Source organism: Bacteroidia bacterium, from assembly GCA_027493955.1.
GTDB lineage: Bacteria > Bacteroidota > Ignavibacteria > SZUA-365 > SZUA-365 > JAOSJT01.
Genome location: JAOSJT010000001.1, coordinates 238,047 through 263,908, shown reverse-complemented (window position 1 = coordinate 263,908; position 25,862 = coordinate 238,047). Strand labels below are relative to the sequence as shown.

Below are 25,862 nucleotides of genomic sequence, written 5' to 3'. Positions count from 1 at the left end.
CACAGATACTCACGCGTTCCGACTATTCTCACAAAGAAAAAAATGAAACGATTCAAGATCCTTCTCGTCTTCCTTGCCCTCCCGTCACTGCTGAGCGCACAGAGCGACGCAGTACGCGAACGCATCGCCGGATCGGCTTTTTTACACAACGATTCATTCGATATGCTGATGCGGCTGAGCGATGAAGCAGGAGGACGGTGGATCGGATCGGCGCAGAATGAACTCGGCATGGACATCCTCCAGGAGGAATTGCGCCGTCAGGGTCTGGAGCCGCGGAAGGAAGGATTCGACGTTCCCGGTTGGATGCGCGGGGCGGATGAGGTGCGCATGCTCGTTCCCTCGGACCGCGTATTTCGTGCTGTGGCGTTGGGGTATGTGGAAAGTACGCCGCAGTTCGAAGCGCAGCTGCGCTGGGCCAATCGCGGCACCGCGGCGGATTTCGATACTGTGGACGTGCGCGGACATATCGCATTGCTCACGCAGGAAGCCCCGGCGGGAGCGGAAGAATTGCTGCGGGCCGAGGCCATCGTCCATGCCGCGAAGGCTGGCGCAAAGGCGGTGCTGTTCATCAATGACAAGAAAGGACGGATGACGCTCTCGGGCATGAGCAACTTCCACGGCGAACCCGCGGCTGTTCCCGCATTCAGTCTCACCTGGGAAGAAGGTCAGCGCCTGCTGCGATTGCTGCGGCGCGGTGTCGAGGTGCGTATGCGCATCACGACGCAGTCGCGCTGCTTGCCGGTGAAAAGCGCCAATGTGGTCTGTACGCTTCCGGGTAAACGGCCGGAAAAAATCGTCGTCGGCGCGCATTTTGATTCCTGGGATGTCGGGCAGGGTTCGATAGACAACGGCCTGGGCACGGCGATTCTCTTCGATGTCGCGCGCATCCTTCGAGCGCTCTCCCCGGAAAACGAGAGGACGGTGGAGTTCGTCTGGTTCAACGGCGAAGAAATGGGTCTCTGGGGTTCCCGGCGCTACGTGGAGCAGCACAAGGATGAGCCGATAGCCGTCATGATCAACATGGACATGACGGGTTCGCCGCGCGGCTTCAACGCCATGGGCAACGAGCATTTGCTGCCGCTGTTGCGTGGCCTGCTTCCGCAGCTGCGCGGTTTCGACATGTCGCGCGGCGTTGCAAGCGTGCCATGGACCAACAGCGACCATCAGCCGTTCATGCTGGCCGGCATCCCCGCAATCACACCGATGGGACATCTCGACAAGGAAATGGTGGAAACCTATCATGATTTCGGCGACACCTTCGACCTCGTCAACCGCCGCTATCTTTCCGAAGCAGCCGCAGTCGTCGCCATTCTCACGCACGAGCTTGCCAACACACCCGACGCCCTCATGCTGCGCCGCTCTCCTGCCGAAACCCGCGATTGGCTGGTGAAATACGGACTCGACAAACGGCTGAAAAAGCAGGGTGAATGGACTTTTGATTGACGATTTACGACTTACGACTTACGACTTACGATTTACGATTTACGATTTACGATTTATCCGCCTCAGGCGGAACATTTTACATATCGCATTCATATCCCACACCGCATCATCGTTTAACGTTTAACTTTTAACGTTTAACGCTTCACGATTCCCGACGCAACGACGAAGCGGCGAGGCGGATTTTTACTGCTGTGATAAGCGCCACGCCTGAGAGTATGACCGCGGCGGCAATCATGATGCGGGGTGTGAGGGTTTCCCCGGCGAGAAGCCAGCCTAGAAATACGGCAATGACGGGATTGACATAGGCGTACGTGGACACCCTTGCCGGCGAGCTGGCCTGCAGGAGCCAGATATAGGCGGAGAAGGCGATCAGTGACCCGAACACGATCAGATACAGAAACGCCGCAAGCGAAACAGTGCTGACCGCGGATGGATCGAATACCGCCCATTCGCCCATAATGCTGCCGAACACAATGAGCACGGCACCTCCGACGAGCATCTGCATGGCGGCGCCCATGAGCTGCGATGCGGGACGCTCCGCGCTGCGCGAGTACATTGACCCTCCCGCCCAGGACATTGTCGCGAGTATCAGTATGGTCGTCGCAAAGGGATCGAGGCGCCCACCCTGCGTGATGTTCGCAGGATCGATGAGAATGATCATTCCCGACAATCCGAGCAACAAACCAACGATGACCTCACGCGTCGGTCGTATGGCGTTCTGCATCCATTCGAGCGAGACGAACCAGAAGGGCGTCAACGCGATGATCAGCGCCGTCAGACCGGATGGCAGGGTCAATTCCACCCATGATACCGTGCCGTTGCCTATGCCGATCAACAGAAAGCCGACAACACTCATTGACCGCCACTGTGCTTTGCTCGGCCCCGGTGCGCCGCGGAAGCGCAGCCAGAGATACAGTATCGCGCCGGCGGCAAAAAATCGCACCCCGGCCATGATGAACGGCGGAATGGTCTCGATAGCGAAACGGATGCCGAGATAGGTGGATCCCCAGACGAGATACACTATCGCAAAGGCGAGCAGCACTTTGGCACGGGAGGCCTCGTTCATATCCGGTGTTTTCGTAGTAGCCTCATGACGTGATTCGCTTGAAACAAATCCTGGCGAGTTGCATTAACCCGGTTACTGCAACCCGGAACAAGGCGACAGATCTGACATCATTCAGCCCCCATGCTTTTCAATATTTTCATTGCCAAAGCCTCTTTGATCTCAACGTGGCGAGGAATCGCCTCTACCATCCCATTTTTCGGATTGATCCATAGCGCATGCGAAGCACCTTCACGTTTCAAATAACAACCCGCAATTCGTAGTTTTCGCTCCAAATCCCGCCGCTTCATCCGACAGTCACCGTATCCTGAATTGCATCTGCGGGCAACCCACGAAGCATGTCGGCTTTACGATCCTCAAAAATCAATTCAATCGCGGAACTCAAATTGTTTTTGCATTCTTCGATGGTTTCGCCCTGTCCATTTGCGCCTGGTACTTCGGGGCAAACCGCCCAGTATCCGCCCTCCGGCGCAGATTCAATGATTGCAGTAAATTCCGCTTTCATGGTATTTCCTTTCTTGCATGCTATCCTGAATGATCGTCACCGCTTCCGCCGCATAAAAGTCTGTGGAGTTGCTCCGAAAAGACCGGTATTCCTTGAACGACCGCCTTCTATTTGTCCTGACTCCGCATGCAGCCATGAGTTGCACGTTGCGTTGCGGCGACCGCTTCCGGATTCACTATGATTTTTCCGAAGAATACAATGAAAATAGCAATATATTCTGCCGTCGTCAATGCAATTTCACTGCACATACTGTATTGCCATTCATTCCAGAAGCCAAACATAAACCGACGATGCCTCGGCGGCCAGGCAATTGAAAATCGTCAATCGTACCTCGTAAATCCTCTACCCGTTTTCAATCAACTCTTTCGCGCTCTGCAAAGCCGCCTCCGTTATCTTCTCGCCGCTGAGCAGCCGTGCAACCTCGGTGACGCGATCGTCGCTGCCGAGCGCGATCACGCGGGTGATCGTGCGGCCATTGCTGCTGTGCTTTTCCACTCGCAAGTGAGCATCGCCAACACCGGCGATTTGCGGCAGATGGGTGATGGTGAGGATCTGATGTTTAGCGGCGAGTTTCCGCATTGCCTTGCCGACCTTACGGGCGATGGTGCCGCTGACGCCGGTGTCGATTTCATCGAACACCATGATGGGGATGCCTTCACGACCGGCGAAAATGGTTTTCATGGCGAGCATGATGCGCGAGACCTCGCCACCGGACACGACGCGTGTCAGCGGTTTGGGATATTCTCCGACATTGGTGGAAAGGAAAAACTCGACGTCCTCCCAGCCGTATTCGCCGCAAGCGGTGCGCTCCTTGCCGCGCAGAAGATAGCGCGCATCTGTGCGATGCTCCGCGACAAAGGGTGTGAGCCGTGTCTGAAACACCGCGTGCTTGATACCCATCTCGCCAAGTTCGGAGGCAATGCGTTTGCCGAGTTCGCCGCCCGCGGCCTCGCGCGCTTTCGACAGCAGCGCTGCGGATTTGGAGCACTGCGCCCGCGCGGCTTCTACCCGGCGTTCAAGTTCCGTTATGCGGCCGTCTATGTTGTCCAGGCCTTGCAGTTCTGCGGTCAGGGCTTCGCGCTTTTCCACCAGCTCCGGCAGCGTCATGCGATAGCGGCGGGTGAGCTGCAGCAACTCGGCCAGGCGGTGACGAAGTTTTTCGGCGCGGTCGGGACTGAAATCGATGCGCTCGGAGTAATCGCGAAGGGTACGCGCGATCTCGGCGACACCGCTGCCCATGCTCTCGACTTCTACGCGTAACGGTGCGACGCTGTCGTCGATGCGGGATATATCATCCAGCAGTCGAAGGGCGCGGCCGAGCATGTCCGCCACATTGTGCTCGCCATCATAGAGCAAATCGGTCGCTTCGTTCGCGGCGACGGCAAGTTTTTCGGCATGCTCCACGACGCGAAGTTCGCGCTCGATGTCCTCGTCTTCTCCCGCAACGGGGCTGACTGCGTCGATTTCCTTCAGTTGATGTTCGGCAAGCAGACGGCGTTCGTCGATGCGGTCGCGCGTGCGCCGGGCTTCGTCCGTTTCGGCATCGAGCGCGACGAATTCCGCATACTGTTCACGGTAGGTCGCGAGAACCGAGGCCACTGAGGCGTCGCAGTCGAGAATCGCGCGATGCGTTTCGCTGCGCAGGAGCGACTGGTGTTCGTGCTGGCCGTGAATGTCCACGAGTCTGTCGCCTAATGAGCGCAGTTCCGCTACCGGCAACGGCGAATCGTTGACGAAGGCGCGGCTTGTCCCTTTCGCGGATATTTCGCGACGCAGTATGAGCACGGGTTGCCACTCCGCTCCGCCCGCCTCAACGCGCTCGCGAAGGAAGTCCAGACCGACGGCATCAAATTCCGCCTCGATCACCGTCTTGTCGCTGCCCTGCCGCACCATCGAGGTATCGGCGCGTCCGCCAAGCACCAGGCCCAGCGCATCCACCACGATGGACTTGCCGGCGCCGGTTTCGCCGGTCATCACCGTCAGTCCCGATTGAAATCCGATGCGGATTTCCTCGATGAGAGCAAAGTTGCGAATGTACAGCGAAGTAAGCATGCGACGCGTGGTATGGATGACGGAATTACCGGGATGGCGGGGACTCCCCTGTACCCGGGCAAACAGAGTAATCTAGACGCTGAAAAATTGAGTTGCAAGGCGCTTCCGGAGTAGCAGCCGTGCACTGAAAATTGCGGTTGTGGATTCCACACATATGAAACAGAAATCCCGATTCCCGATTCACGATTCACGATTCACGATTCACGATTCACGATTCCCGATTCACGATTCCCGATTAACGATTCACTCCAGAGACGTTGGGCCAAGATGCGGAGGATCATGCGTAGTTTTTCGTGCAACGTCTCCGCTTATGCAACGTCTCTACAAATGCAACGTCCGCTCTCCGCTCTCCGCTCTCCGCTCTCCGCTCTACACTCTACACTTCCCAGATGCGAAAATCCGGTATATCCCTGTGCAGACCGTGGAAAAATGCGAGCTGGAAAAACATGCGCAACCCTTCGCCGGCATCGTCGGTGAATCTGTAGCGGTAATGCGGAGGTATCGTCGATGTTTCCACTTCGGGGCGTTCATGCTCCATATGGTGTTCCAACTGTCGGAGTGCGGCGTCATCCAGCATCTCGCCTGCAGTGCGCACGGCCTCCGCGAACTCCGGAGTGACCATGGCCTCCCAGGCCAGAAACACCTCCCGGACGAAAGGAAGCTGCGTCATGTCGAACCACTCGTCGTACAGATCGATGGCCGATTGCGGCAGCGCGGCGGGGGCGTCTTCCTTCTGCGCGAGCAGCAGAGCATCCACCACGGTCAGAGCCTCGGCAGGAGGCTGCGTCAACCGCGAAAGCCGGGGGGCCATGCCGTATTTCTCCTTCAGAATCACCTGCGCGAGCATGGTGTTGATATCCGCTTCACCGTAATAGCCCAACGTTGCGATGGTTTTCAGTCCCTCGCGGAAATGCAGGAACACATCGGCCGTCGCGCCGCTGGCCGTGAGGCTGGCACCAGGGAGCAGCACGAGATCCCCCTCGCGCTGTCCGTACAGCAACGGCGATGCCAGCGCGGCATCGGCCTGCTGTTCGAGAAGCATCCAGTCCACGTGCGCAGGAAGCGCCTCATGGAGAGTGATGCCATCTTCCGCCGCACGCCGCACCGCCTCGATGAGTTCGCCGTTTCTGCCGGAACGATGATAGACGAGCGAAAGCATAGCGTTTCCTCCTGGAAAAAAAATGGAGACATGCCGTGCAAGCCTCCATGATGGGATCGAAGTTTCAAACCGGACTGCAACACGTTATGCGATGGCGTAAAGGTCCGGAAAATCTGTGTCCCTCGCAGCACTCCGCATGCCGCGAAGTCCTGATCAGGTGGTCTTCGCGCGGACCTGCTTTGCGGCGAGTGTGCGCAGATAGAAAAGCTTCGCGCGGCGCACGCGGCCGTCGCGGACTTTCTCGATTTTCGCAAGCGAGGGCGAATGCACGGGGAAAATACGCTCGACGCCGACGCCGTTGGAGATTTTCCGTACGGTGAAGGTCTCACGCGCGCCGGCACCGCTACGGGCGATCACGATGCCCTGGTATTCCTGAATGCGCTCCTTGTTTCCTTCTTTCACCCGCACGTGCACGTTGACGATATCGCCGGGTTTGAAATTCGGGATGTCGTCACGCATCATCGAACGTTCGAGCAAATCAATGGTGTTCATCAGTGTACTCCTTGGGATAGGAAATTCAATATATGAAATCTAGTGTTCTTTCTTACGTCGTTTGGGCGGCTCTGGCTCTTCCGGGGGAAGCAGCTCCGGCCTGCGTTTCCTGGTCAAATCCTGCGCCGCGCGGTGGCGCCACTCGTCCACCAGCTTGTGGTCTCCGTTCAGGAGCACGTCGGGAACCACCATGCCGCGATACTCCGGTGGCCGCGTGTAATACGGACTGTCGAGTCCACCGTCCATGAACGAATCCGTGAGCAGGGATTCGCCGTCCCCTATCACGCCGGGGATGAGGCGCACGACGGCGTCCACGATGACGGCTGCCGCCAGTTCTCCACCGGTGAGGACGTAATCGCCGATGGACAGTTCGCGCGTTACGAGAGCGTCAATCACCCGCTGATCCACTCCTTTATAGTGGCCGCACAGAATGATGATGTTCCCGAGCATCGACAGGCGCTTGCAGCGCTCCTGCGTCAGGACCTCGCCCGCCGGCGTGGTCAGTATCACTTCGTCGTAGCGTCGTTCGGAGGTCAGTCTTTCGACGCATTCAAAAATCGGTTCCGGCTTCAGAATCATGCCGGCGCCACCGCCGTATGGCGAATCGTCTATCGTCCTGTGCTTGTCGTGCGCGTAATCGCGCAAATCGTGCAGCACCAATTCGGCGTATCCACCCGCCTGAGCGCGCTTGAGGATGCTCTCACTGAACGGCCCCCGGAACAGCGGAGGAAAGGCAGTGATGATATCAATCCTCATCGTTCTCCTCAAACAGACCGGGCATGGGCTCCACCGTGATGACGCGCGCCGCGATGTTCACCGAGGTTACGATGGACGGCACAGCGGGAATCAGAACTTCACGACCGTCACAGTCCACGACATACACGTCATTCGCGGGCAGCAGCATCACATCGCGCACACTGCCCTTCCGTTCTCCTTGCACCGTGACGACCTCGCAACCGATCAAATCGTGGATGAAATAGCGGCCTTCGGGTGCCTCGGCCATTTCTTCTTCCGTGACGTAAAGGTTGAGCCCTTTCAGCTTCTCGGCCTGCGTCCTGTCCGGAATTTCCTCGAAGGTGAGGAGGATACGGTTCTTGTGTTCGTCCACCGAGTGTACCTCAAGCGAGCGCGTGCTTTCAGGAGTCGCACCGACTCTCACGAGCTTCAATCGCTCGAAGCGCCCGGGTATATCGGAATACGACAGCACCGTGACAGTGCCGCGGATGCCGTGCACGCCGGTAATGACGCCGATCAGACAGAGGCCGGACATGACGTCGCACGCTCGCCCGTACGGACTTACGCCGCAGGTTCTTCGGGCGACTCAGCCGGAGCGGCTTCCGCAGCGGCTGCAGCGGCTGCAGCGGCTTCCGCGTCGGCCTTGGCTTTCGCTTCGGCTTCCGCTTTGGCTTTGGCTTCAGCTTCCGCCTTGGCTTTGGCTTCGGCTTCCGCCTTGGCCTTCGCCTCTTCCTGGGCCTTCTTGATGGCGCGGCGTTCCTTCTTGGACGTGCTGCTCACCGTACGGGCCTGCTTTTCCTTGCTCCATTTGTCGAGTTCGACCTGAATCTCTTCCTCTGACTTGCCTTTGCGGATAAGATGCAGATGGAGCATGAGGCCTGCTTCGCTCAGGAGGCTTTTGGCGGTCCCTGTCGGCTGCGCGCCGACTTTGAGCCAATACAGCGCGCGCTCGTTGTTGAGCTCGATGCGCACCGGCTTGGCAAGCGGAGCGTACTGGCCCAACGCTTCAATGAAACGACCATCACGCGGCGAGCGCGCGTCGGCTGCGACGATCTTGTACACCGGCGCTTTTTTCCTGCCTCTTCTCTGCAGACGAATTTTTACCACGGAATTTGACCTCCAATAAAACGATAGAACGGTTATGAAAATTTCTGATTCATCATGCTTTGCGCAAACTGCCGCATTCCGCCCTTGGTGAGGCGCTTCATCATCTTCTGCATTTCGGTGAACTGCTTGAGCAGGCGATTGACGTCCTGCACCGTCGTTCCGCTTCCGCCCGCGATACGCTTGCGGCGGCTGCCGTTGATGATATGCGGTTTCTGTCGCTCCTCGAGTGTCATCGAAAGTATCATCGCTTCGATTTTGACGAAGGAACGGTCGTCTATGTCCACGCCGCGCAGGGCTTTGCCGACCCCGGGGATCATTTCGATCACGCTTGACAGCGGCCCCATTTTTTTCAATGCCTGAATCTGCGAATAGAAGTCTTCCAGCGTGAACTGGTTCTTCCGCATCTTCTCTTCGAGCTTCTGCGCCTCGGCTTCATCGAACTGCTCCTGCGCTTTTTCAGCCAGGGTGACGATATCGCCCATGCCGAGGATGCGCGAGGCCATGCGGTCCGGATGGAAGGGCTCGAGCGCGTCCAGCTTCTCACCGACGCTGGCGAACTTGATCGGCTTCTCGACCACGCGACGAATGGACAGCGCGGCACCCCCGCGCGTGTCGCCGTCAAGCTTGGTGAGCACCACGCCGTCGAAGTCGAGACGGTCGTGAAAGGCACGTGCCGTGTTCACCGCATCCTGACCCGTCATACTGTCCACGACAAAGAGGATCTCCGTCGGATTGACGCGGGATTTGATGTCGGCGACCTCCTGCATCATCTCTTCGTCGATGCTGAGGCGTCCCGCCGTATCGATGATGACGACATTGCAGAGGTTTTTCTTCGCGTACTCCAGGGCCTCGACGGCGATGGCCACCGGTTTGCTTTCATCGCCCGAATACACAGGCACGGAAATCTGCTGCGCCAGTTGCTTGAGCTGCCCGATGGCGGCGGGACGGTATACGTCCGCGGCGACCAGCAAGGGCGAGCGGCCCTGGCTCTTGAGCATGCGCGCGAGTTTGGCACTGAACGTCGTTTTACCGGAACCCTGCAAGCCCGCGACCATGATTACGGTGGTCCCCGTCTTGGCGAAGGTGATGTCCGACTTCTCCGTGCCCATGAGAGCCACGAGTTCGTCGTGCAGTATTTTTACGATTTGCTGCCCCGGCGTCAGACTCTTGAGCACATCCGCGCCGACGGCTTTTTCCTTCACCGAGTCAATGAAGTCCTTGGTGACCTGGAGATTCACGTCCGCTTCCAGCAACGCGCGGCGCACTTCACGCAGGGTATCCGAGACGTTGTCTTCGGAAATGCGGTGCTGGCCCTTCACGCGGCGGAGGGCTTCTTCCAGTTTGTCAGAGAGGGCTTCGAACATAGTTATTACGGGTACGCATCGTTTACAATCGTACTAGCTTGGTAAAATAAAGAACTTACGGGAGAATGCAAAGTGAGGTATGATGTACGAATTACGATTTACGATTTGTATCAATCGGGAATCGGGAATCGGGAATCGGGAATTTGTTTCACCTGCAGCGGAATGTATCCGCTCCAATCTGCAGGGGTTTCCAGAAGTGTGCCGACGACGCAATCCTTTTCGAGCGCATCGCAGCGGACGGGAAGGATGCGGTTCTCCAGGCCCGGCTGCCAGGGTACGGAAACGCGGACGTAATTTTCCGAGAAGCCGGAACTGCGACCCTGCTCGCCCGATTCGAAAAGCACCTGAAGTGTGCGGCCAAGCTGCTGTTCATGGAAGGCGCGGCGTTTCCGCTGACTCAACGTGCGCAACATCTGGCTGCGACGCGCCCGCTCGGTGGGAGCAACTTTCTCCGCTATTCCTGCGGCTTCGGTTCCCGGACGCTCGCTGTAGCTGAAGACGTGCAGGTAGGAAAACGGCAGATCGACCAGGAATTCATAGCCCTCGCGGAACAGCTCCTCTGTCTCTCCCGGCATGCCTACGATAACGTCGATGCCGATGCCGGCATGGGGCAGCGCCGCGAGCACGGCGTCAATACGCTCGCGGTACAACCGCGTGTTGTAGCGCCGGCGCATGAGACGCAGCACGGCATCGCTGCCGCTCTGTAATGGGATGTGGAAATGCGGAACGAGTTTCGCGTTGGCGGCGGCGAGCGCGATGATGTCATCGCTCAACAGATTCGGTTCGATGGAACTGATACGCACGCGGAAATCCCCCGGCAGTTCCAGAAGCCTTTGCAGCAGTTCGTACAGCGTCGTATCGGTGCCCGCACCGTAATCGCCCACGTTCACGCCGCTGAGCACGATTTCCCGGAAGCCCTGCGCAAGGATATCGCGTGCATGTTCCAGCGTGCGCTCTATGCTCTGGCTGCGACTGCCTCCGCGCGCCATGGGAATGGTGCAATAGGAGCAACTGTAGTCGCAGCCGTCCTGCACCTTGAGAAAGGCGCGCGTGCGCTCGCTGCTCTCAGCGGAGTAGGCAACCCCGAAATCGTTGGCTTCGGCGATGTCCCCCACCGCGACCCGTACCTGATCCTTGCTCCACAACGGATCCGCATGCTCCATGATGTGGAATTTTTCCTCCGCACCCAGCACCAGATCCACGCCGTCGATGGAGGCCAGTTCTTCGGGACGAAGCTGCGCGTAACAACCCACGACGATGACGTAGGCGCCGGGCGAGCGCCGCAGCGCCTGCCGCACGGCCTTGCGCGCGTCGCTGTCCGCATTCGCCGTCACCGAACAGGTGTTGATGAGCACCACATCGCTCTCTTCACGGAAATCCACGGTGGCAAAGCCCCTCTGCGCGAACTGTCGCTGGAAGGTGGCCGTTTCGGCGAAATTGAGCTTGCAGCCCAACGTATGGAAGGACACACGTTTCATAGCCTTATAAAAAAGGAAAAATTCGTTGAAATAGAAAGGGGGGGCGCGGTGACCTGTCGAGGGCAGAAGGTACGGAAATGGATTCCGCGACTCCGCTGCGCTCGCGCGGAATGACCGGCGTCTGTCACCCTGCGCGAAGTCGCTGTCACCCTGCGCGAAGCGAAGCGAGTCGCAGGGTCCATGCGGAGTATTAAGATGGATTCCGCGACTCCGCTGCGCTCCGCGCGGAATGACCTTAGTCTGTCACCCTGCGCGAAGCGAAGCGAGTCGCAGGGTCCATGCGGAGTTTTAAGATGGATTCCGCGACTCCGCTTCGCTCCGCGCGGAATGACCGTGTGCTGTTTCGCTCCGCGCGGAATGACCTTAGTCCGTCACCCTGCGCGAAGCGAAGCGAGTCGCAGGGTCCATGCGGAGTATTAAGATGGATTCCGCGACTCCGCTTCGCTCCGCGCGGAATGACCGTGTGCTGTTTCGCTCCGCGCGGAATGACCTTAGTCCGTCACCCTGCGCGAAGCGAAGCGAGTCGCAGGGTCCATGCGGAGTTTTAAGATGGATTCCGCGACTCCGCTTCGCTCCGCGCGGAATGACCGGCGTCTGTCACCCTGCGCGAAGCGAAGCGAGTCGCAGGGTCCATGCGGAGTATTAAGATGGATTCCGCGACTCCGCTTCGCTCCGCGCGGAATGACCGGCGTCTGTCACCCTGCGCGAAGCGAAGCGAGTCGCAGGGTCCATGGTGCTTTGCACTCTTAATCATGGCTCAAACCATTCTGCAGCAAGATCATCCCAATTCGGATTATTCTTCTCGATCAAGTCAATTTTCCATTGCCGGTTGCGGTTTTTGATTTTTTTCTCGAGGGCAATGGCTGAAGCAATATCATCACCTTGAGTAAACCAGACAAGACGAGTAACATCGTATTTGCTGGTAAACCCCTCCAGAAGATGATGCTTATGCTCGTATAGCCGACGCTCGAGGTTGCTGGTGACGCCAGTGTACAAGGTGCCGTTTTTCTTGCTCGCGAGGATGTACACATAAGCAGCCTTAGCCATGAGTCGTCACTCCGGTTGTGTTAGACTTTGTTGTGGATTCTGCGACTCGCTGCGCTCGCGCAGAATGACCGTATGCTGTTTCGCTCCGCGCAGAATGACCGTGTGCTGTTTCGCTCCGCGCGAAATGACCGTACCAGGCCCCTCCGCGCGGAATGACCGGCGTCTGTCACCCTGCGCGAAGCGAAGCGAGTCGCAGGGTCCATGCGGAGTTTTAAGATGGATTCCGCGACTCCGCTTCGCTCCGCGCGGAATGACCGTGTGCTGTTTCGCTCCGCGCGGAATGACCGTGCAGCAAACGGTATCCGTTCAACCACCGTAACAATTCCCCTCCTCCCGTGTCTCTTTTCCGTGCCGCGCGTTGCGGCTGTCACACATCGCCATTATCACATTCATTTTCGGGGCTGATCATGAAAGACATGTTTTTCATCCTGGCGGCGCTGTGCCTGTTCGCAAGTGCCACTGCCGCCCAGACGTCCGATGCCACTCCGCCGACAGGTCTGTCGGGTACGATAACGGGCAGCGGACCGGCCTTGCCCGCGGCTTCAACAGAAGATGCAGATCGTACGATATCCGGCTTCGCGGCGGCGGGATATGCGGTGCAATTCATACGGCAATACGACGCGCTGAATAATGACGTTTCCTTCGCGGCCATGCTTGGGGCGGAACTGCCACTCGCGGACATCGGCGGCTCTCTCGCGCTGGGGCTCAGGCCTTCGTTTCTGTATACCTCCGAAGCGGCGCTCGTGGATATCGGCGTCTCGCTGCGTTGGGAGGATCTCCCCTCGGTACTCGTCGGCATCGGTGCGGATGTGCGCGAAGAACGCATGATCGCTCACAAGGTCAGCAGCGCGCTCTGGTATTACGTACTGGAACGCGACGACTTCGCCAAGCGGCTCTTCGCGCAAATCGGACTGCGCTATACGTACCGGCGCATGTTCATCGAGTTGCAGCATCGGACGGAGTTGCAGAAGGGTGTGCACGCGTACTGGAAGCATCCCGGGAACAACGCCGGAGATTCGTACTCAACCGGCTACAGGCGGCACTTCATACTCGTGCTGCTGTTGGGGGTGAGGCTGTAATGGTGGCGGCTCGCGTTGGATGTTGAGACACGGACAGCGAGCCAATCCGTCGCAGCATACCCTTGTTTTGGCATGATTACGACTCTGTTCAGGGGCCGCCCTTCGACGGTGGTTGCCCTTCGACTACGCTCAGGCACCGCCGAAACCTCTCTCAGGGGCCGACTTGGCGGCGTTGTCTAAAATCTTTCGCGTAGCATGCCGAGATGCGTTGTGGAGGAAACCGCAGCTAAGCGCGCGAGCAGCAACAGAAGCGGTTGTGCACTTCATCCGCACCCATTTTCGATTCAAGGCTCAATAGTCCGGATACAGAGCTTGCTTCAACACCGAATTGTGCGGCTGCCGGCGGAAGCTGGAGCTTATGGATTGCTTTGTGATTGAAGCAGAGCAGGAATTCTGATAACATTGGGCCGGGTTTCGGGATATCTTGATATGTGTCCACGATTCATTTGGGCACAATATAGACACGACTCTTGCACGTTCGATCTCTCACACATTACGATTCTCCTCTGATGCGAGTTCTCCGTTCGTCCATTATCCAGAGGCGTCCAACGATTGGCTCAGTTTGCAGAAGTTCGAGAATACGTGGAATAATAGCAATGACACTTTCACGATCCTGACGCGAAAGCCGAAGTACTATCGTACCGGGGTATCGTAAGGGAGGGTAATTGCGGATATCCGCAAAATCGAGGTCGAGTGTTATAAGAATTCGTTGTTCGTGTCGGCAAACTTCAGCGATTTCACTATCAGGCGACCCGCCAAGGTGTTCGTCTTGAACGGAATGCGCGTCATGACCGATATCTCGAAGCAGAATGGAGGCTTCGACCGGCAAATTCTCATCAAGTTTAAACTTCACGCCACTTTGCCACGTGGCGTCGCAACCACTCGCTCACGAGCAAGATCAGCGGCATACGCAATCGCAGCGGCTACATCGTCAGGCTGAACAGATGGGTAACTGTGGACAATCTCTTCAGTCGTACGACCAGCAGCCAGATTGTCAAGGATCACGGATACCATGACACGGGTCCCCTTAATGCACGCTTTTCCATGGCAAACGTCAGGCTCAACAGAGATATGTTCGGTCCAATTCATACTTTAAAGTTAAGGTTTGTGCTTATCGAGAGCAAGTCGATAAATCCGCGGTGTGCTCTGCGCTGCTCATGACATGGTTGTATCGGGACCTGTGAACACCGTAGAGGACGGACATGAGCGCTTCGACTCCGCGACCGGGGACGATCATCTATCAACCTCACTCCGTGCTGCGGTCGCTGCGCTCAGCGTGACGATATTTGATAGATCTTTCATCCCAAATCGATGTCACACTCGATATAAAACGTCGCGCAGCGCTGGTCACATGACTCAGGATGACGGGGTTTCCACCATACGGACTGCCTGAAGCGGACGCTAAATTCTCCCATCGCGCTTCAGCTTTTTCACCATGTCTTCGTAGCTGAGCGATGGCTCATGCGCACGCGTTTCGAAGAGGGCCAGATCCTCGGCATCCTCCGCAAGAGATTCACGCACTGCCTGACTCACGAGGTCGGATACGGATCTCGATGTTTCAACGGATTTCAATTGCAGCGCTTTGTGCAGATCCGTATCGATGTAAATCGTCACACGACGGTTCGCTGAAATCATCAAACACCTCCGGATGTCGTAGCGTAACAACGTTATAACGTCATGTACGTCTACGAAAAATGTTCGATTATTGAAAACTGTATTTGCCTGCACATTCCTACAACGTCGGTGTTCAAGCTTCTGAGGTGTACGTCATATTCATCATCCCGCCGCGGCGAGTCTTCGACTTGAGTGTGCGCGTCAGTCCGCCTGGACGGACGACGGTCCATTTCGTTCATGACATTTGGCATTAGCGACTCAACTAACACCGTCACCCTGAGTGTGCCCACCAGTCCACCTGGGCGGACTGGTGGGCACACTCAGGGTGACGAGGTTTGGTATACTCAGAGTCGACCCATATCGTCCAACATGTCATGAGCAGTCGGGTAAACTTAGCTGCGCTCAGGTTTATATCGTGTGTGACATCGAGCCACCGCAATACGGGAAAACCCGCTCCGACGGTAATGTGTCGAAGCGGGTCTTGATCCGTCGCCTGTCGTTCGGACGTCAGAGTTTGACGAGGCGTCCGGTAAATGTTTTCAGTTCGCCGCGGTCGTCGATGCCCCTGAAGGTGTACAGGTAGGTGCCGGCGGAAAGCTGCGCCTCCTGCCAGGGAATATTATGTCTTCCAATTTCCGATGGGGGATGCTCTATCCTGCCGACTTCCCTGCCGTCCAGGGCGTACAGTGAAAGCGTGAGCTCGCGTACTTCGCGGGGAAGCACATAGGAGATCACAGTCTCGCCGCGCATCGGATTCGGGAAATTGCCGACCTCGAGTATCCAGTCCAGACCGCGCAAAGGGAGCTTGAGCGATGTGATGTTGTTGCCCTCGCAAAATTCGCCAAATCCGTCCGCGTCATCCACGCGGGCAAACACCTCGATGCATATCGCGGAATCCGGTATGGTCACGCCAGAAGAGACGATCTGATACGTCTGTCCCGCTATCGCGTCGAGCGGTCGTGAAGCGAGCAACACAGTGTCCGCATTGTTGACCACGGCGTAAAATCCGACCGTTACATCCTTTGCGGCAAGTGCGCCGTTGACGACTTTGACATACAGCGACACGTGCTCGCCCGGCGCAGCGTCCAGTTGCGAACACACAAGGCGGTCCGCCCGGAAATCATAGGCCGGGAGATCGAGCACAGCGGCATCGGGCACGGTGAACACTTCCTTCCTGACCGTGCCGGACAACACGTATTTGCCGTCGTAGGTGGCGGTCATGCCGCGCACAAGCGCGATGGAATCGTACACTGTGGCGCAAGCGCGCTCCGTCGCGCGGTAGCGCAGCAGGATCTCGCGGGTTTCGCCGGGAATCAGCGAGGAACACCCGATCTCGATGCCGCCGCTCACGCTTCTGCAGCCCGCGGGCAGGTGGTCGGGATCCGCTTCGAACAGCGGTCCGGAATCGCAGCGCAACGCCACGTTCTCCGCCATCGTCGAACCTTGATTGGTGACCGTATATAGGACATTTATTACCTTTTCTTCGCCGGGCAGGAATTCCGGAATGCACTTCTCGCTGTACCGCCGTCCGTTGATATCGGACACCGTTTTCCCGATCACGACCTTGGGACCGACGGTGGAAAGGGTCAAGGCCTTGCTGGTGGCGGTATAGCTGCCGAAAGGATCGTAGGAATAATGCAGCGCTTCACCGCTTGTGATGTTGAGCGTTTCGATGGATGTGCCGCTGCGCACTTCGGCCTCTTCGAGCACGTAAAGCTTCGTGGCATCAACCGTGGGAAACGCGGTAAAGCGCGAGAGATCGATGGTTTCCACGCCGGAGGCAGGAAGGTATGTTGCCGGGAGCGTCGCGGTGAGCGTGTCGAAGTCCGTTGCCTGCACATCCTTCGTGGACCAGCGCACATTCTCCAGTCCGCGAAATTGCGGCGAGAGCATGGTCGTGCCGATGTCGCCGAGGGCGCCCTGTCCTATGACGAGCTTCTGGTACTCGCGCACATTGCCACGCGCATCGCGCGGAGCAATGCTGAACATGGACGACGGCACGTCAAACGCCGCCGACCCTGCCGGGCTGCCGTCGTAATGCCGCATCTCGCCTTTCATCGTAAAATCAATGCCGTACACGCCATCATCCAGGGAGGCATCCACTTCGAACAGGAACACGAAATACGCGCGCCGCGACGGCTGCAGGAGGGGCAGTTCGTTTCCCATTTTCACGAGCACTTCTCCCTCCGGCTGATTGAATCGCCAGCCGGCCCGGAACGCACGAGGATCATCACCCCCCCGGATCACAGTTCCGGTGGCGGGATCCACCTGCGCGGGCACCAGCGGCCGTGGATATGACACATAACTCATAACGAGACGGGTGCTGCCGCTTTTCGCAGGGATGTGCGGCGTGATGTTCGTCCCGATCCAGTTGTAGTCCGTACCATTGGACACCTCGATGCGCACGGAGAGAAAGGTGCCGTTCACCTGCTTCGGGTAGTCTGCGAGATCCGGATTCGCCGGATCGGCGTTTGGAACGAGTGTGAGCTGCCGCGTGTCGCGACCGGGATCGATGATGGTCGAGAGATTCGGCGACGGCTCGATCAGACCGCAGGGATCCTTGCCGCCCGAGTACGTGCTGATCGTCGTTTGTCCGTAGCCGTAGGAAACCTGGAAGGGATCGAAATTCGCGTCGAAGGAATGCGGCTCACCTTTGTCCTCGATCACATGCCTGACGTACACGGTGTCCACACCGAAGCGCGCAACGGAAGGATTAACGGCGGACGTGAGCGTGTAATTGACGCCCTCGGCATAGGCGCTGAGTGCATGCGAGAACAGCACCCAGGGTGAGCCGCCGAAGATTTCCTCCACGACGAGCCAGCCGCCCTTGCTGATGTCAACAGAGCCCTCCCTCCCCAGGCCCTCGTACTGCGCACTGATGGTGAAATGCGTCTTACCCAGCGTCTCGAAAAAATCGTCGCCGTAGGTGTTGTCCGCGCCCGGATACCAGCCCGACGTCACCCAACCGTAGATATCGTCCCTGAAGGGTGTGGGCGGATATTCCGGATACAATTCTCCGTTTCCTTTCATGAAGCCGTCGTGCAAAAAGCCCGTCGAGGATTGGAAGCGGTCACCGCGGTCGTCTATCCAGTCGTCTACGCCGTCGTAGTTGTCGTCGTCGAGAGCCGGCGGAATCAGCAGTTGCGGGATATGAAGGTGGTAGGTAAACTGGTCCTCGAATATCCGCACCGAGTCGCTGGTGTGCGCGTTGGACAACCACGATTGATACGGCTTCCCGTCGACCTTCAGGATTCTGTCGATGTCGTAGCTTCCGTCGGATTTTTTCGGGAGTGTGATCTTGTAACCGCCCATACCCTTCGGGATGTCGTACAGCATGTAACCAAACACTCCATCGCCCAACGCTTCGACGCTGTCAAGAGCCTCGGACGGATCGTTGAAATCGACGTCATGTCCGGCGTTGCGTATCCAGTAGTAGGAGTACTCCGTAGACGCATCGATGTCGAAGGTGAGATTCGCTTTACCATAGGCCGGGAGCTCTCGCAGCAGCGATCCGTCCTTCGGACTGGTAATGGTAAAATTGTTGGTTAGATATTCGAACTGCAGCGGGTTCGGCAGCGGCGCATAGTACGTGTATGTGGTGCGGATTGGCGTGTTTCGCTGCTCGCCGAATATCGTTTCATACTCGATGTTGGAGTACTGCGATTTCGAGGGTGTGAAATTATTCATGTCGATTTCCTCGCCACCGAGGGAGAGTACGGCGATGAATTCCCTGTGCGGCTGCGGTACGGTGCCGGCGCAGCGGTCCGTCGCCTTCAGCTTGTAGCCCGATTTCAGCGTGTCGATGAAGGTGAATCCTTCATAGTTCCCGATCTGCTGGAAGATGAGCTGCTTCCACACCACGTCCCCCTTTTCGTCACGCTCCATCCAATGTGTCCAGCAGGTGTCCCTGAGATTCGGCGCGTGCACATCGGGAGAGTAGGGATAGAACATATTTTCGACGCCGCCATCAAGCCGCCCGAGCGCGCTCGCTACACCTGCGGACATGGGAACGAGATCCGGCGGATCGACCCAGATTTCGAAGTAACAATAGGGATCGAAGAACTGATACCCGGCCATGGTGCCGATATCCCAGGTCACTTTCCAGACGCGGATTTTATCACCTGGCTCTTCGATGTCCACGATTCCATCGCCGTCCACATCCTGCGCGCGCAGTCCGTCATGATCTATGTCTTCGTACAATGCGGTGTTGCCGCTCCGCAGATGCTCCCACGGATTGATCCAGTACACTTCCGTTTCTTCGAGGCGGTAGTTTTTCGGGCTGATGGACGCGGTATCGAGCCAGACGTCGGGATGCCCGTCGCTGTCCATGTCGAACTCGGGAGAGCTGTCGCTGTTGCTGCCGCGGAGCACGTCCACGTATTTACCGCCCGGAGTTTTCAGAATGGGAATATCGAGCCCGGTGTCGGTCCAGTAAAACGGAACGTCTTTGGGGATATACTGCACATATTTCGTGCTCCTGGCCGCCGTGCGCTCCTTGTTCTCCATCAGCATGAACACTTTGAACGGCTGATAGTACAGTCCCAGGAAATTCTTCCAATTCAGATCGGTATCCGCTACAATACGCGCGGAGAACAGCAGGTCCACGTAATTCCTGTACTTGCGATAGGATGCGGCGCCGTCAACGTCCGTGTACGAAATGGTGGCGTAGGACGCGTAGATATAGGAAGCCCAGGAAATGTAACTGTTTACCTTTTCGTGGACGGGATCGGAGGGCGCCGGCGTGGCGATACGATAGACGATTACCTTTTCCTCGTGCGGCTGCAGGGAAATCCCGCGAAACGTCAGATTCGGTTTGCTGTACTCTGCCGTCACATCGGGCGTCACGACGTCCACAAACGTGAAGAAATCCCGCAGCGCTTCCTGCACTTCGATGCCACTGACGGGCGAAGAAGAGAGGTTGCGCAGACGTACCCGCACCTCGAGAGTGTCGCAGCGGTCGAACGAGGCCGCATTGCGCCCGGCCGTAATGGAATCCGGGATAGCGTTGTCAATCGAGCGCGTGACGTCTATGCGCGTGGCGAATGCCGAGAGGATGGCATTGATCGCCCATTGTAGCTGCCGGCTCTCGTGCGAAGTCTCCCCGGGCTGTATGGCATTCGAGCCGCCGACCGTCGGAAGCGCGGTATTGCAGATCACCCGTCCGTTGTTCGCCTTCGGACCCTGCAGGACGAAAATCACAGGCGTACTCGTACCCTGTGCCCTGGCGAGGACTTCCGCTCCGCCGCAGTGCACCCTCGGTATGCTGCCGGAGTAAATGCGATTTCCCGCCGCCGCATGCGCAAAAGCGACCGGATGGTTGGATGCGGCGATATCGAGAAGTATGCTGCTGTTTGTTGTATCAGGCTGCACGGCGTCCGTGTAGTCCACCGCCCCATCGGACAGCAGACCCAGTTTTTCTATCACGTAGACGGCGTTGCCCTCGGTGTATATCGTTCCTCCGCGCGACAGGAAGGTAAGCAGCCTTTCGCGAAGCCGCGGAGCCGCGGTGAACATGCTGTCCACATAGAATTTCCAGTCACCGCCATGCATGGCGAAGGCCGGAATTACCAGCACCTGCGTCGTCCAGATGATGCCCGCCGAGTCGATCTCTCTTTCGTTGATGGGATAGGAGACGCCACCGAGCAAATGCGACTCGACGAGATTCTGGAAGTATACCGCCTCCCACGACACACTTCCGTTGTTCCGTTGCAAAGCGCTTTTGAAAATGGCGATCGTCTTCGCGTAGGCTTTGAACGTCAGCGCGTAGTGGTCGGCTTGCGCAAAATCGTACCCGGTGTAGCGGGTTGCCTGCACCGTCGAATACGCGGAAGGAAGCACATCGGGAAAGACGAAGCTGCCCCTGTTTTGTCCCGATGCGGCCCAGTAGATCGAGTACTCGCCCCAGCGCGGGAAGAGCAGCGTATCCATCGTGGTATTGGTGAAACGATAATCGGCCGAGGCCTGGGTCAGGACGAATCTGTACGCCCGGAGCATGTCTGTTTGCTGCTCGTCCGTTGGAATGATCACGCCCTGGGCTGTGACGTCCGGCCCTTTGAGAAAGATGAATAGAAAACCGAACAACACAGATAGTACTGTTACAGGCTTCATGGCGGCTCCGATGATGGTATGGTCAGACGTCGGCAGGGCAGGCAACAATTGCCGAGTAGGCTTTTATCGTCTGTATATATCGAAATATTCTTAAAAAATCAAGCTTTTTTCTCCGATGAACCCGTTTTTCTTCGGCTGAACCTCGAACGACCACGTACGGGACACCGACGCCGGAGTGCGTGGGATAGTGATGAAGAATTGGGAGCCGGGGCTGACGCCGCACTCAGGGCTGGGGGTCGGGAACTATAGGCGCGTCGCTTCCGCAGGGGCTGAGACGGCCGGGGCCGCTTTCACGCAGCGGCCCCGACCGGAAGGTGGCGATACAAGAGAGTGTGTATCATCCGGCTGTCGGCGGAGTCGCGGCGTCGAGAGCCGTCGTGGCGAGCGCGCGTGCATGCTCTCGCACGTCGCGCGGCCAGGCGGCGGTTTCCTCTGCGAAGCGCCCGGCGTTACCGGCATAGAGGGCGCGCAGTGCTTCCTGGAAGCCCGGGAGATCTCCCGCCACCGCATTCATAAAGCGATACGCGGCTTCCTGAGCCAAGCGCATGCGCTCGCGTCCGGCATTGTCTTTCCGTGCTTCGTCCACAAGCCGCCGCAGTGCCACGGAGGCCCCACCGGGCTGTGCCTCGAGCCAGCCCCAATGCCGCGGCAGCAGGGTGACCTCGCGCGGAATGACGCCGAGTTTCGGGCGACCGGCGCGGCGTGGTGGTTCCGGGTATTCCGGAAGTGGTGCGCCGCTTTGGCCCAGGCGAGTCTTCAGCCGGTCAATGACTTCCTCCCGGGTGCCCCGAAAGTCAATTTCGACGATGCGGGAATCCCCTGCGTCAAAAATCAAGACGGACGATTCCGGCCGCTCATCAATATAGGATTTCACGGCAGCCGCCGTGGTGAGAATATTTCCCTTCGCTATGCAGCGATGGCCATCAAAGGCAATGCATCGTTCCGCAGTTTCCGTGTACATGTGTTCTCCACTGTGTGAAATTCATGTACACAATATACCCGGATACAATTCAAAACGCAATATCATCCGGATAATATTTCCAGCGCTCACTCGCGACGTTTCGCTTCGTCCCAATACACATCCATTTCGTCGAGCGTCGCATCGGACGGAAGCCGTCCTTCCTCCCGCAGCCGACGCTCAACATGGCGGAAGCGCCGGTCGAATTTCTGAATGGTGCGGCGGAGAGCGTTCTCCGGATTGACACCGATGAAACGGCAGTAATTGACTATGGAGAAGAGAACGTCACCGACTTCGCTTTCCATAGCGTCGAGGTCGTGTTTTTCCGTGGCGGCGTGGAGTTCTTCCAATTCCTCCCGTACTTTGTCCATGACATCGTCGGGTTTTTCCCAGTCGAAACCGATTTTCGATGCCTTGTCCTGCATGCGCCAGGCGCGCAAGAGCGCCGGAAGCGTAGCGGGAACACCGTCTATCACCGATTCCCTGCCCTCCTCCATTTTGATCTGCTCCCAGTTTTTCATCACATCGGCGGAGCCGCTCACGAGGACATCACCGAAAATGTGCGGATGACGCCGGACGAGCTTGTCAATAATGGCGCGCAGCACATCGTCTATGGTAAAACGCCCGCCGTCGGCGGCGATTTGCGCGTGAAAGACGACATGCAGCAGCAAATCGCCCAACTCCCCGCGCAAATCTTCGTCGTTTCCATGGTCAATGGCCTCCACCACTTCATAGGCCTCCTCGATGGTGTGCGCCTTGATGGAGTCGTTGGTCTGCTCTCTGTCCCACGGGCATTCCGCCCGCAGGCGTTTCATTACTGTCAGCAAATCGTCGAAGGTATATGTTTGCATAGTCATTCCTGATGTAGAGAAGCTAGCAAGTTAGCACCCGGCGAGGCTTGGTACAATCACCGGATCGGAAGCGCGCCCGCAAGCTCTGCGCTGCATCGGCGAGGCCGGAAAAACATTCGCTTCATTTGAACGCTCCAACTGTATAGTATTCGGACGTTATTACGTTTTTAAGATTTTATAAAATATACTTGCGCCTATCAACTAATGCTCGTATTTTGCATTGGTATACAGGACAACCGTACCTCTATATTTTCTACATGAACCTCCGATCCGCGCAGCACCATTCACAACAGAATACAGCACCTATGAAACGATTCGCACAACTCCTGCTCGTCCTCGCGCCGATACTCGTGTTTTCGGCCTGCGACGACGAAGAGACCATCCCGCCGAACACGCTTCAGCCGACGGCCGACATCACAACCTGCGTAGGATGCCACAGTGACGAAGCGACGCTCAAGAAAGTCGCCGATCCCAATCCCCCAGCCGGACCAGGCGAAGGCGGCTGCGGCGGCACTCTGCCGGAAATGGAAGCCTGGGCCAAGGTGTACGTCGGCGGAGAGAACGGCGCGAAGTTTCTGAATTCCGCCCACGGCAAGCTCTCCTGTGTGAGCTGCCATGGAGGAAAGGAACCCGCCAAGGACAAAATCGAAGCGCATGCAACGGATTTCGTTGCGAGTCCCTCGCACGATGCCGACAAATACTGCGGTAGCTGCCATCCCTCCATCGCCGCGCGGGATAAAAACAGCCTCCACACGCAGGGCTTCGGTCAAAAACGCATGGTCGCCGATCGCGCCGGCCTGCCCAGCTATGAAAACTACCCCGAACAGCTCAAGAAGGGCTACGACAAGAATTGCGGCAAGTGTCACGCCTCCTGCGGCGAGTGCCACGTCATGCGTCCCCGTCAGGCCGGTGGCGGTTTCCTGGCCTCGCACGACTTCCAGAAAAAGCCCGACATGCGCCTCAACTGCACCGCCTGCCATTCCGCCCGTGTGGCACACGCCTACTTCGGCGAAGGCTTCGGGTTGCGTCCGGACGTGCATTATCTGAAGATGCCCGGCGGCCAGTGCACCAACTGCCACACCGCCGACGAGATGCACGGTACGGGACAAAAGTTCGAGCAGCGCTACTCCGTGTCGAACCAGCCGAAGTGCGAGCACTGTCACGGCAACAAGGCAACCGCCAACACCTTCCACAACGTGCACTGGAACAACGTCTCCTGCCAGGGTTGCCATTCGCAGGATTATCAGAACTGCGGCAGCTGTCACGTGGATACCGGCGTCCGCAACGGTCCGTACATGGCCTTCAAAATCGGGAAGAATCCTCTTCCCAACACCAAACGCTTCAAATGGGTCGTACTGCGCAACGCACCGCACGCGCCGGACACCTGGAGCAATTACGGAGTGCCGAACCTCAACAATTTCAATTCCCATCCGACCTGGCGCATGGCCACACCGCACAACATCAAGCGTTGGACCCCTCGTACCGAAGTTGCGCAGGGACAGGCCTGCTACGAAGCATGCCATATCAAGGATGGCAAGAACAAAGAATGGTTCCTCTTCGAAGCTGATCTCAAAGAGCAGTGGGAGAAGGACGCCAATACATCCGTCGTGGTGGACGGCGCACTCCCCGCAAGCTGGAAATAACAAAGCACCCTCATAACCTTTTCGGAAAGGATACTCTATGTCGCACCTCGCTCTTTTTCTCCGTCGCTACGCGGTGACCGTACTGGTCGCCCTGCCTCTCCTCGTATTCACCAATGCCTGCTCGGATGACGACGACGATCCCATCATTCCGTCCGTCGACGAAGCCGCCCTGCTGGTAGCCGAACTCGAAGGCGCAAACGGTGATTACATGAATACCGCCGCTCCGGCCATTGTCTCCGCTCAGGAAGTGTACGAAGACGTCAATGGTGCGAAGAAGTGGTACATCCTTGATATCCGCGCGGCCGCCGACTATGCAAAAGGTCACATTGCCGGGGCAGTCAACGTCCCGATCGCAAATGTGCTGACGCACATGGCCGGCGTCAACATGGCCAATTACGACAAGATCGCCGTGATCTGCTACACCGGCCAGAGCGCCGCGTGGACCACCGCCATCCTCCGCATGTCCGGCTACACCAAGGCCTTCTCGATGAAATTCGGCATGTCGTCGTGGCACAGCGATTTCGATAACATCACCTCCAAACTGAACAGCGACAAGGAAAGCCAGTTCGTCACGACGGCATCTCCGGCCAAGCCCGCCGCGGGTAATCTCCCCACAGTCAACACCGGGAAAGCCACCGGTGCCGAGATCCTCAAGGATCGTATCGCCGCTATTCACGCCGAGGGCTATTCCAAATCCGCCATCGATGCCGCAACAGTGTTCACGAACCTGAGCCAGTACTACATCATCAATTACTGGTCCGTCACTGATTACACTGGTATCGGTCACATCCCCGGTTCCCTTCAGTATACTCCGAAGGCCGACCTGAAGCTCGCGAGCAATCTGAAGACCCTGCCGACCGACAAGACCATCGTTGTGTATTGCTACACCGGCCAGACCAGCGCCAACGTCGCCGCCATCCTTCGCGTGATGGGTTACGACGCCAAGAGTCTCGCCTTCGGGACACAGGGCATGATCGCCGACAAAATGAAAACCGCCGGTAAAACAGTGTATCAGAACGCCGTCGACTGCAAGAACTTCGATTACGTGAAGTAATCCGCGGTTCCTCCCCAATAAAAAACGCCCCGGTTTCCGGGGCGTTTTTTTTATGCTTCATCCGGTTACTCAGCGATAGACGAGTGACGGATACGCATGCCCAAAGTCAC

General features: G+C 57.6%; 22 protein-coding genes. 4 read left to right on the top strand and 18 right to left on the bottom strand.

The window, feature by feature from the left end:
- Positions 1-42 precede the first annotated feature (42 nt).
- Complete coding sequence (locus tag M5R41_01085) at positions 43-1,443, top strand: M28 family peptidase (protein ID MCZ7554980.1); 1,401 nt, start codon at positions 43-45, stop codon at positions 1,441-1,443.
- A gap of 142 nt (positions 1,444-1,585) precedes the next feature.
- Here the strand turns inward: M5R41_01085 and M5R41_01080 are convergent, their stop codons facing one another.
- The 12 genes from M5R41_01080 to M5R41_01025 form a co-directional block, all read right to left on the bottom strand.
- Positions 1,586-2,509 (bottom strand): EamA family transporter, encoded by a 924-nt coding sequence (locus M5R41_01080; GenBank protein MCZ7554979.1) that lies wholly within the window; start codon positions 2,507-2,509, stop codon positions 1,586-1,588.
- Positions 2,510-2,616: 107 nt separating this feature from the next.
- On the bottom strand, positions 2,617-2,796 hold the full coding sequence (locus M5R41_01075) for a type II toxin-antitoxin system HicA family toxin (protein ID MCZ7554978.1): 180 nt from the start codon (positions 2,794-2,796) through the stop codon (positions 2,617-2,619).
- On the bottom strand, positions 2,793-3,011 hold the full coding sequence (locus tag M5R41_01070; GenBank protein MCZ7554977.1) for a type II toxin-antitoxin system HicB family antitoxin: 219 nt from the start codon (positions 3,009-3,011) through the stop codon (positions 2,793-2,795). Before M5R41_01070 ends, M5R41_01075 begins: the two co-directional genes overlap by 4 nt.
- Positions 3,012-3,353: 342 nt before the next feature.
- Complete coding sequence (gene recN / locus M5R41_01065) at positions 3,354-5,063, bottom strand: DNA repair protein RecN (protein MCZ7554976.1); 1,710 nt, start codon at positions 5,061-5,063, stop codon at positions 3,354-3,356.
- 376 nt (positions 5,064-5,439) lie between these two features.
- Positions 5,440-6,222: a hypothetical protein gene (locus tag M5R41_01060; GenBank protein ID MCZ7554975.1), complete on the bottom strand. Its 783-nt coding sequence runs from the start codon at positions 6,220-6,222 to the stop codon at positions 5,440-5,442.
- Positions 6,223-6,375: 153 nt separating this feature from the next.
- Positions 6,376-6,714, bottom strand: coding sequence for a 50S ribosomal protein L19 (gene rplS / locus M5R41_01055; GenBank protein ID MCZ7554974.1), 339 nt, complete (start codon positions 6,712-6,714; stop codon positions 6,376-6,378).
- A gap of 39 nt (positions 6,715-6,753) precedes the next feature.
- Positions 6,754-7,470, bottom strand: coding sequence for a tRNA (guanosine(37)-N1)-methyltransferase TrmD (gene trmD, locus M5R41_01050; protein MCZ7554973.1), 717 nt, complete (start codon positions 7,468-7,470; stop codon positions 6,754-6,756).
- Positions 7,460-7,984 carry a ribosome maturation factor RimM gene (rimM, locus tag M5R41_01045; protein MCZ7554972.1) on the bottom strand — a complete coding sequence of 175 codons (525 nt, stop codon included), beginning with the start codon at positions 7,982-7,984 and terminating at the stop codon, positions 7,460-7,462. The genes trmD and rimM overlap by 11 nt, the downstream gene beginning before the upstream one ends.
- Before the next feature lie 26 nt (positions 7,985-8,010).
- A complete protein-coding gene (rpsP, locus tag M5R41_01040; protein MCZ7554971.1) occupies positions 8,011-8,556 on the bottom strand; it encodes a 30S ribosomal protein S16 in 546 nt (181 codons plus the stop codon).
- A gap of 32 nt (positions 8,557-8,588) precedes the next feature.
- Complete coding sequence (gene ffh, locus M5R41_01035; protein ID MCZ7554970.1) at positions 8,589-9,920, bottom strand: signal recognition particle protein; 1,332 nt, start codon at positions 9,918-9,920, stop codon at positions 8,589-8,591.
- A gap of 110 nt (positions 9,921-10,030) precedes the next feature.
- On the bottom strand, positions 10,031-11,398 hold the full coding sequence (gene mtaB, locus M5R41_01030) for a tRNA (N(6)-L-threonylcarbamoyladenosine(37)-C(2))-methylthiotransferase MtaB (protein ID MCZ7554969.1): 1,368 nt from the start codon (positions 11,396-11,398) through the stop codon (positions 10,031-10,033).
- A gap of 750 nt (positions 11,399-12,148) precedes the next feature.
- Positions 12,149-12,445 carry a GIY-YIG nuclease family protein gene (locus M5R41_01025; protein ID MCZ7554968.1) on the bottom strand — a complete coding sequence of 99 codons (297 nt, stop codon included), beginning with the start codon at positions 12,443-12,445 and terminating at the stop codon, positions 12,149-12,151.
- Positions 12,446-12,852: 407 nt separating this feature from the next.
- Here M5R41_01025 and M5R41_01020 point away from each other — a divergent pair, with 407 nt between their 5' ends.
- Positions 12,853-13,524, top strand: coding sequence for a hypothetical protein (locus M5R41_01020; GenBank protein MCZ7554967.1), 672 nt, complete (start codon positions 12,853-12,855; stop codon positions 13,522-13,524).
- 493 nt (positions 13,525-14,017) lie between these two features.
- Here the strand turns inward: M5R41_01020 and M5R41_01015 are convergent, their stop codons facing one another.
- From M5R41_01015 to mazG, 6 genes are all read right to left on the bottom strand, one after another.
- Positions 14,018-14,377 (bottom strand): DUF5615 family PIN-like protein, encoded by a 360-nt coding sequence (locus M5R41_01015; GenBank protein MCZ7554966.1) that lies wholly within the window; start codon positions 14,375-14,377, stop codon positions 14,018-14,020.
- Complete coding sequence (locus tag M5R41_01010) at positions 14,374-14,613, bottom strand: DUF433 domain-containing protein (protein ID MCZ7554965.1); 240 nt, start codon at positions 14,611-14,613, stop codon at positions 14,374-14,376. The genes M5R41_01015 and M5R41_01010 overlap by 4 nt, the downstream gene beginning before the upstream one ends.
- 312 nt (positions 14,614-14,925) lie before the next feature.
- On the bottom strand, positions 14,926-15,159 hold the full coding sequence (locus tag M5R41_01005) for a CopG family transcriptional regulator (protein MCZ7554964.1): 234 nt from the start codon (positions 15,157-15,159) through the stop codon (positions 14,926-14,928).
- A 486-nt stretch (positions 15,160-15,645) separates the two neighbouring features.
- The gene (locus M5R41_01000) at positions 15,646-21,246 is read right to left on the bottom strand and encodes a hypothetical protein (GenBank protein ID MCZ7554963.1); all 5,601 of its coding nucleotides are present in this window, start codon (positions 21,244-21,246) and stop codon (positions 15,646-15,648) included.
- 337 nt (positions 21,247-21,583) lie between these two features.
- Positions 21,584-22,207 (bottom strand): DUF2239 family protein, encoded by a 624-nt coding sequence (locus M5R41_00995; protein ID MCZ7554962.1) that lies wholly within the window; start codon positions 22,205-22,207, stop codon positions 21,584-21,586.
- Between the two features lie 86 nt (positions 22,208-22,293).
- Positions 22,294-23,055 carry a nucleoside triphosphate pyrophosphohydrolase gene (mazG, locus tag M5R41_00990; GenBank protein MCZ7554961.1) on the bottom strand — a complete coding sequence of 254 codons (762 nt, stop codon included), beginning with the start codon at positions 23,053-23,055 and terminating at the stop codon, positions 22,294-22,296.
- Positions 23,056-23,360: 305 nt separating this feature from the next.
- Here mazG and M5R41_00985 point away from each other — a divergent pair, with 305 nt between their 5' ends.
- Both M5R41_00985 and M5R41_00980 read left to right on the top strand, forming a co-directional pair.
- On the top strand, positions 23,361-24,698 hold the full coding sequence (locus M5R41_00985) for a hypothetical protein (protein ID MCZ7554960.1): 1,338 nt from the start codon (positions 23,361-23,363) through the stop codon (positions 24,696-24,698).
- A gap of 37 nt (positions 24,699-24,735) precedes the next feature.
- Positions 24,736-25,752 (top strand): rhodanese-like domain-containing protein, encoded by a 1,017-nt coding sequence (locus M5R41_00980; protein ID MCZ7554959.1) that lies wholly within the window; start codon positions 24,736-24,738, stop codon positions 25,750-25,752.
- Positions 25,753-25,862: the final 110 nt, after the last annotated feature.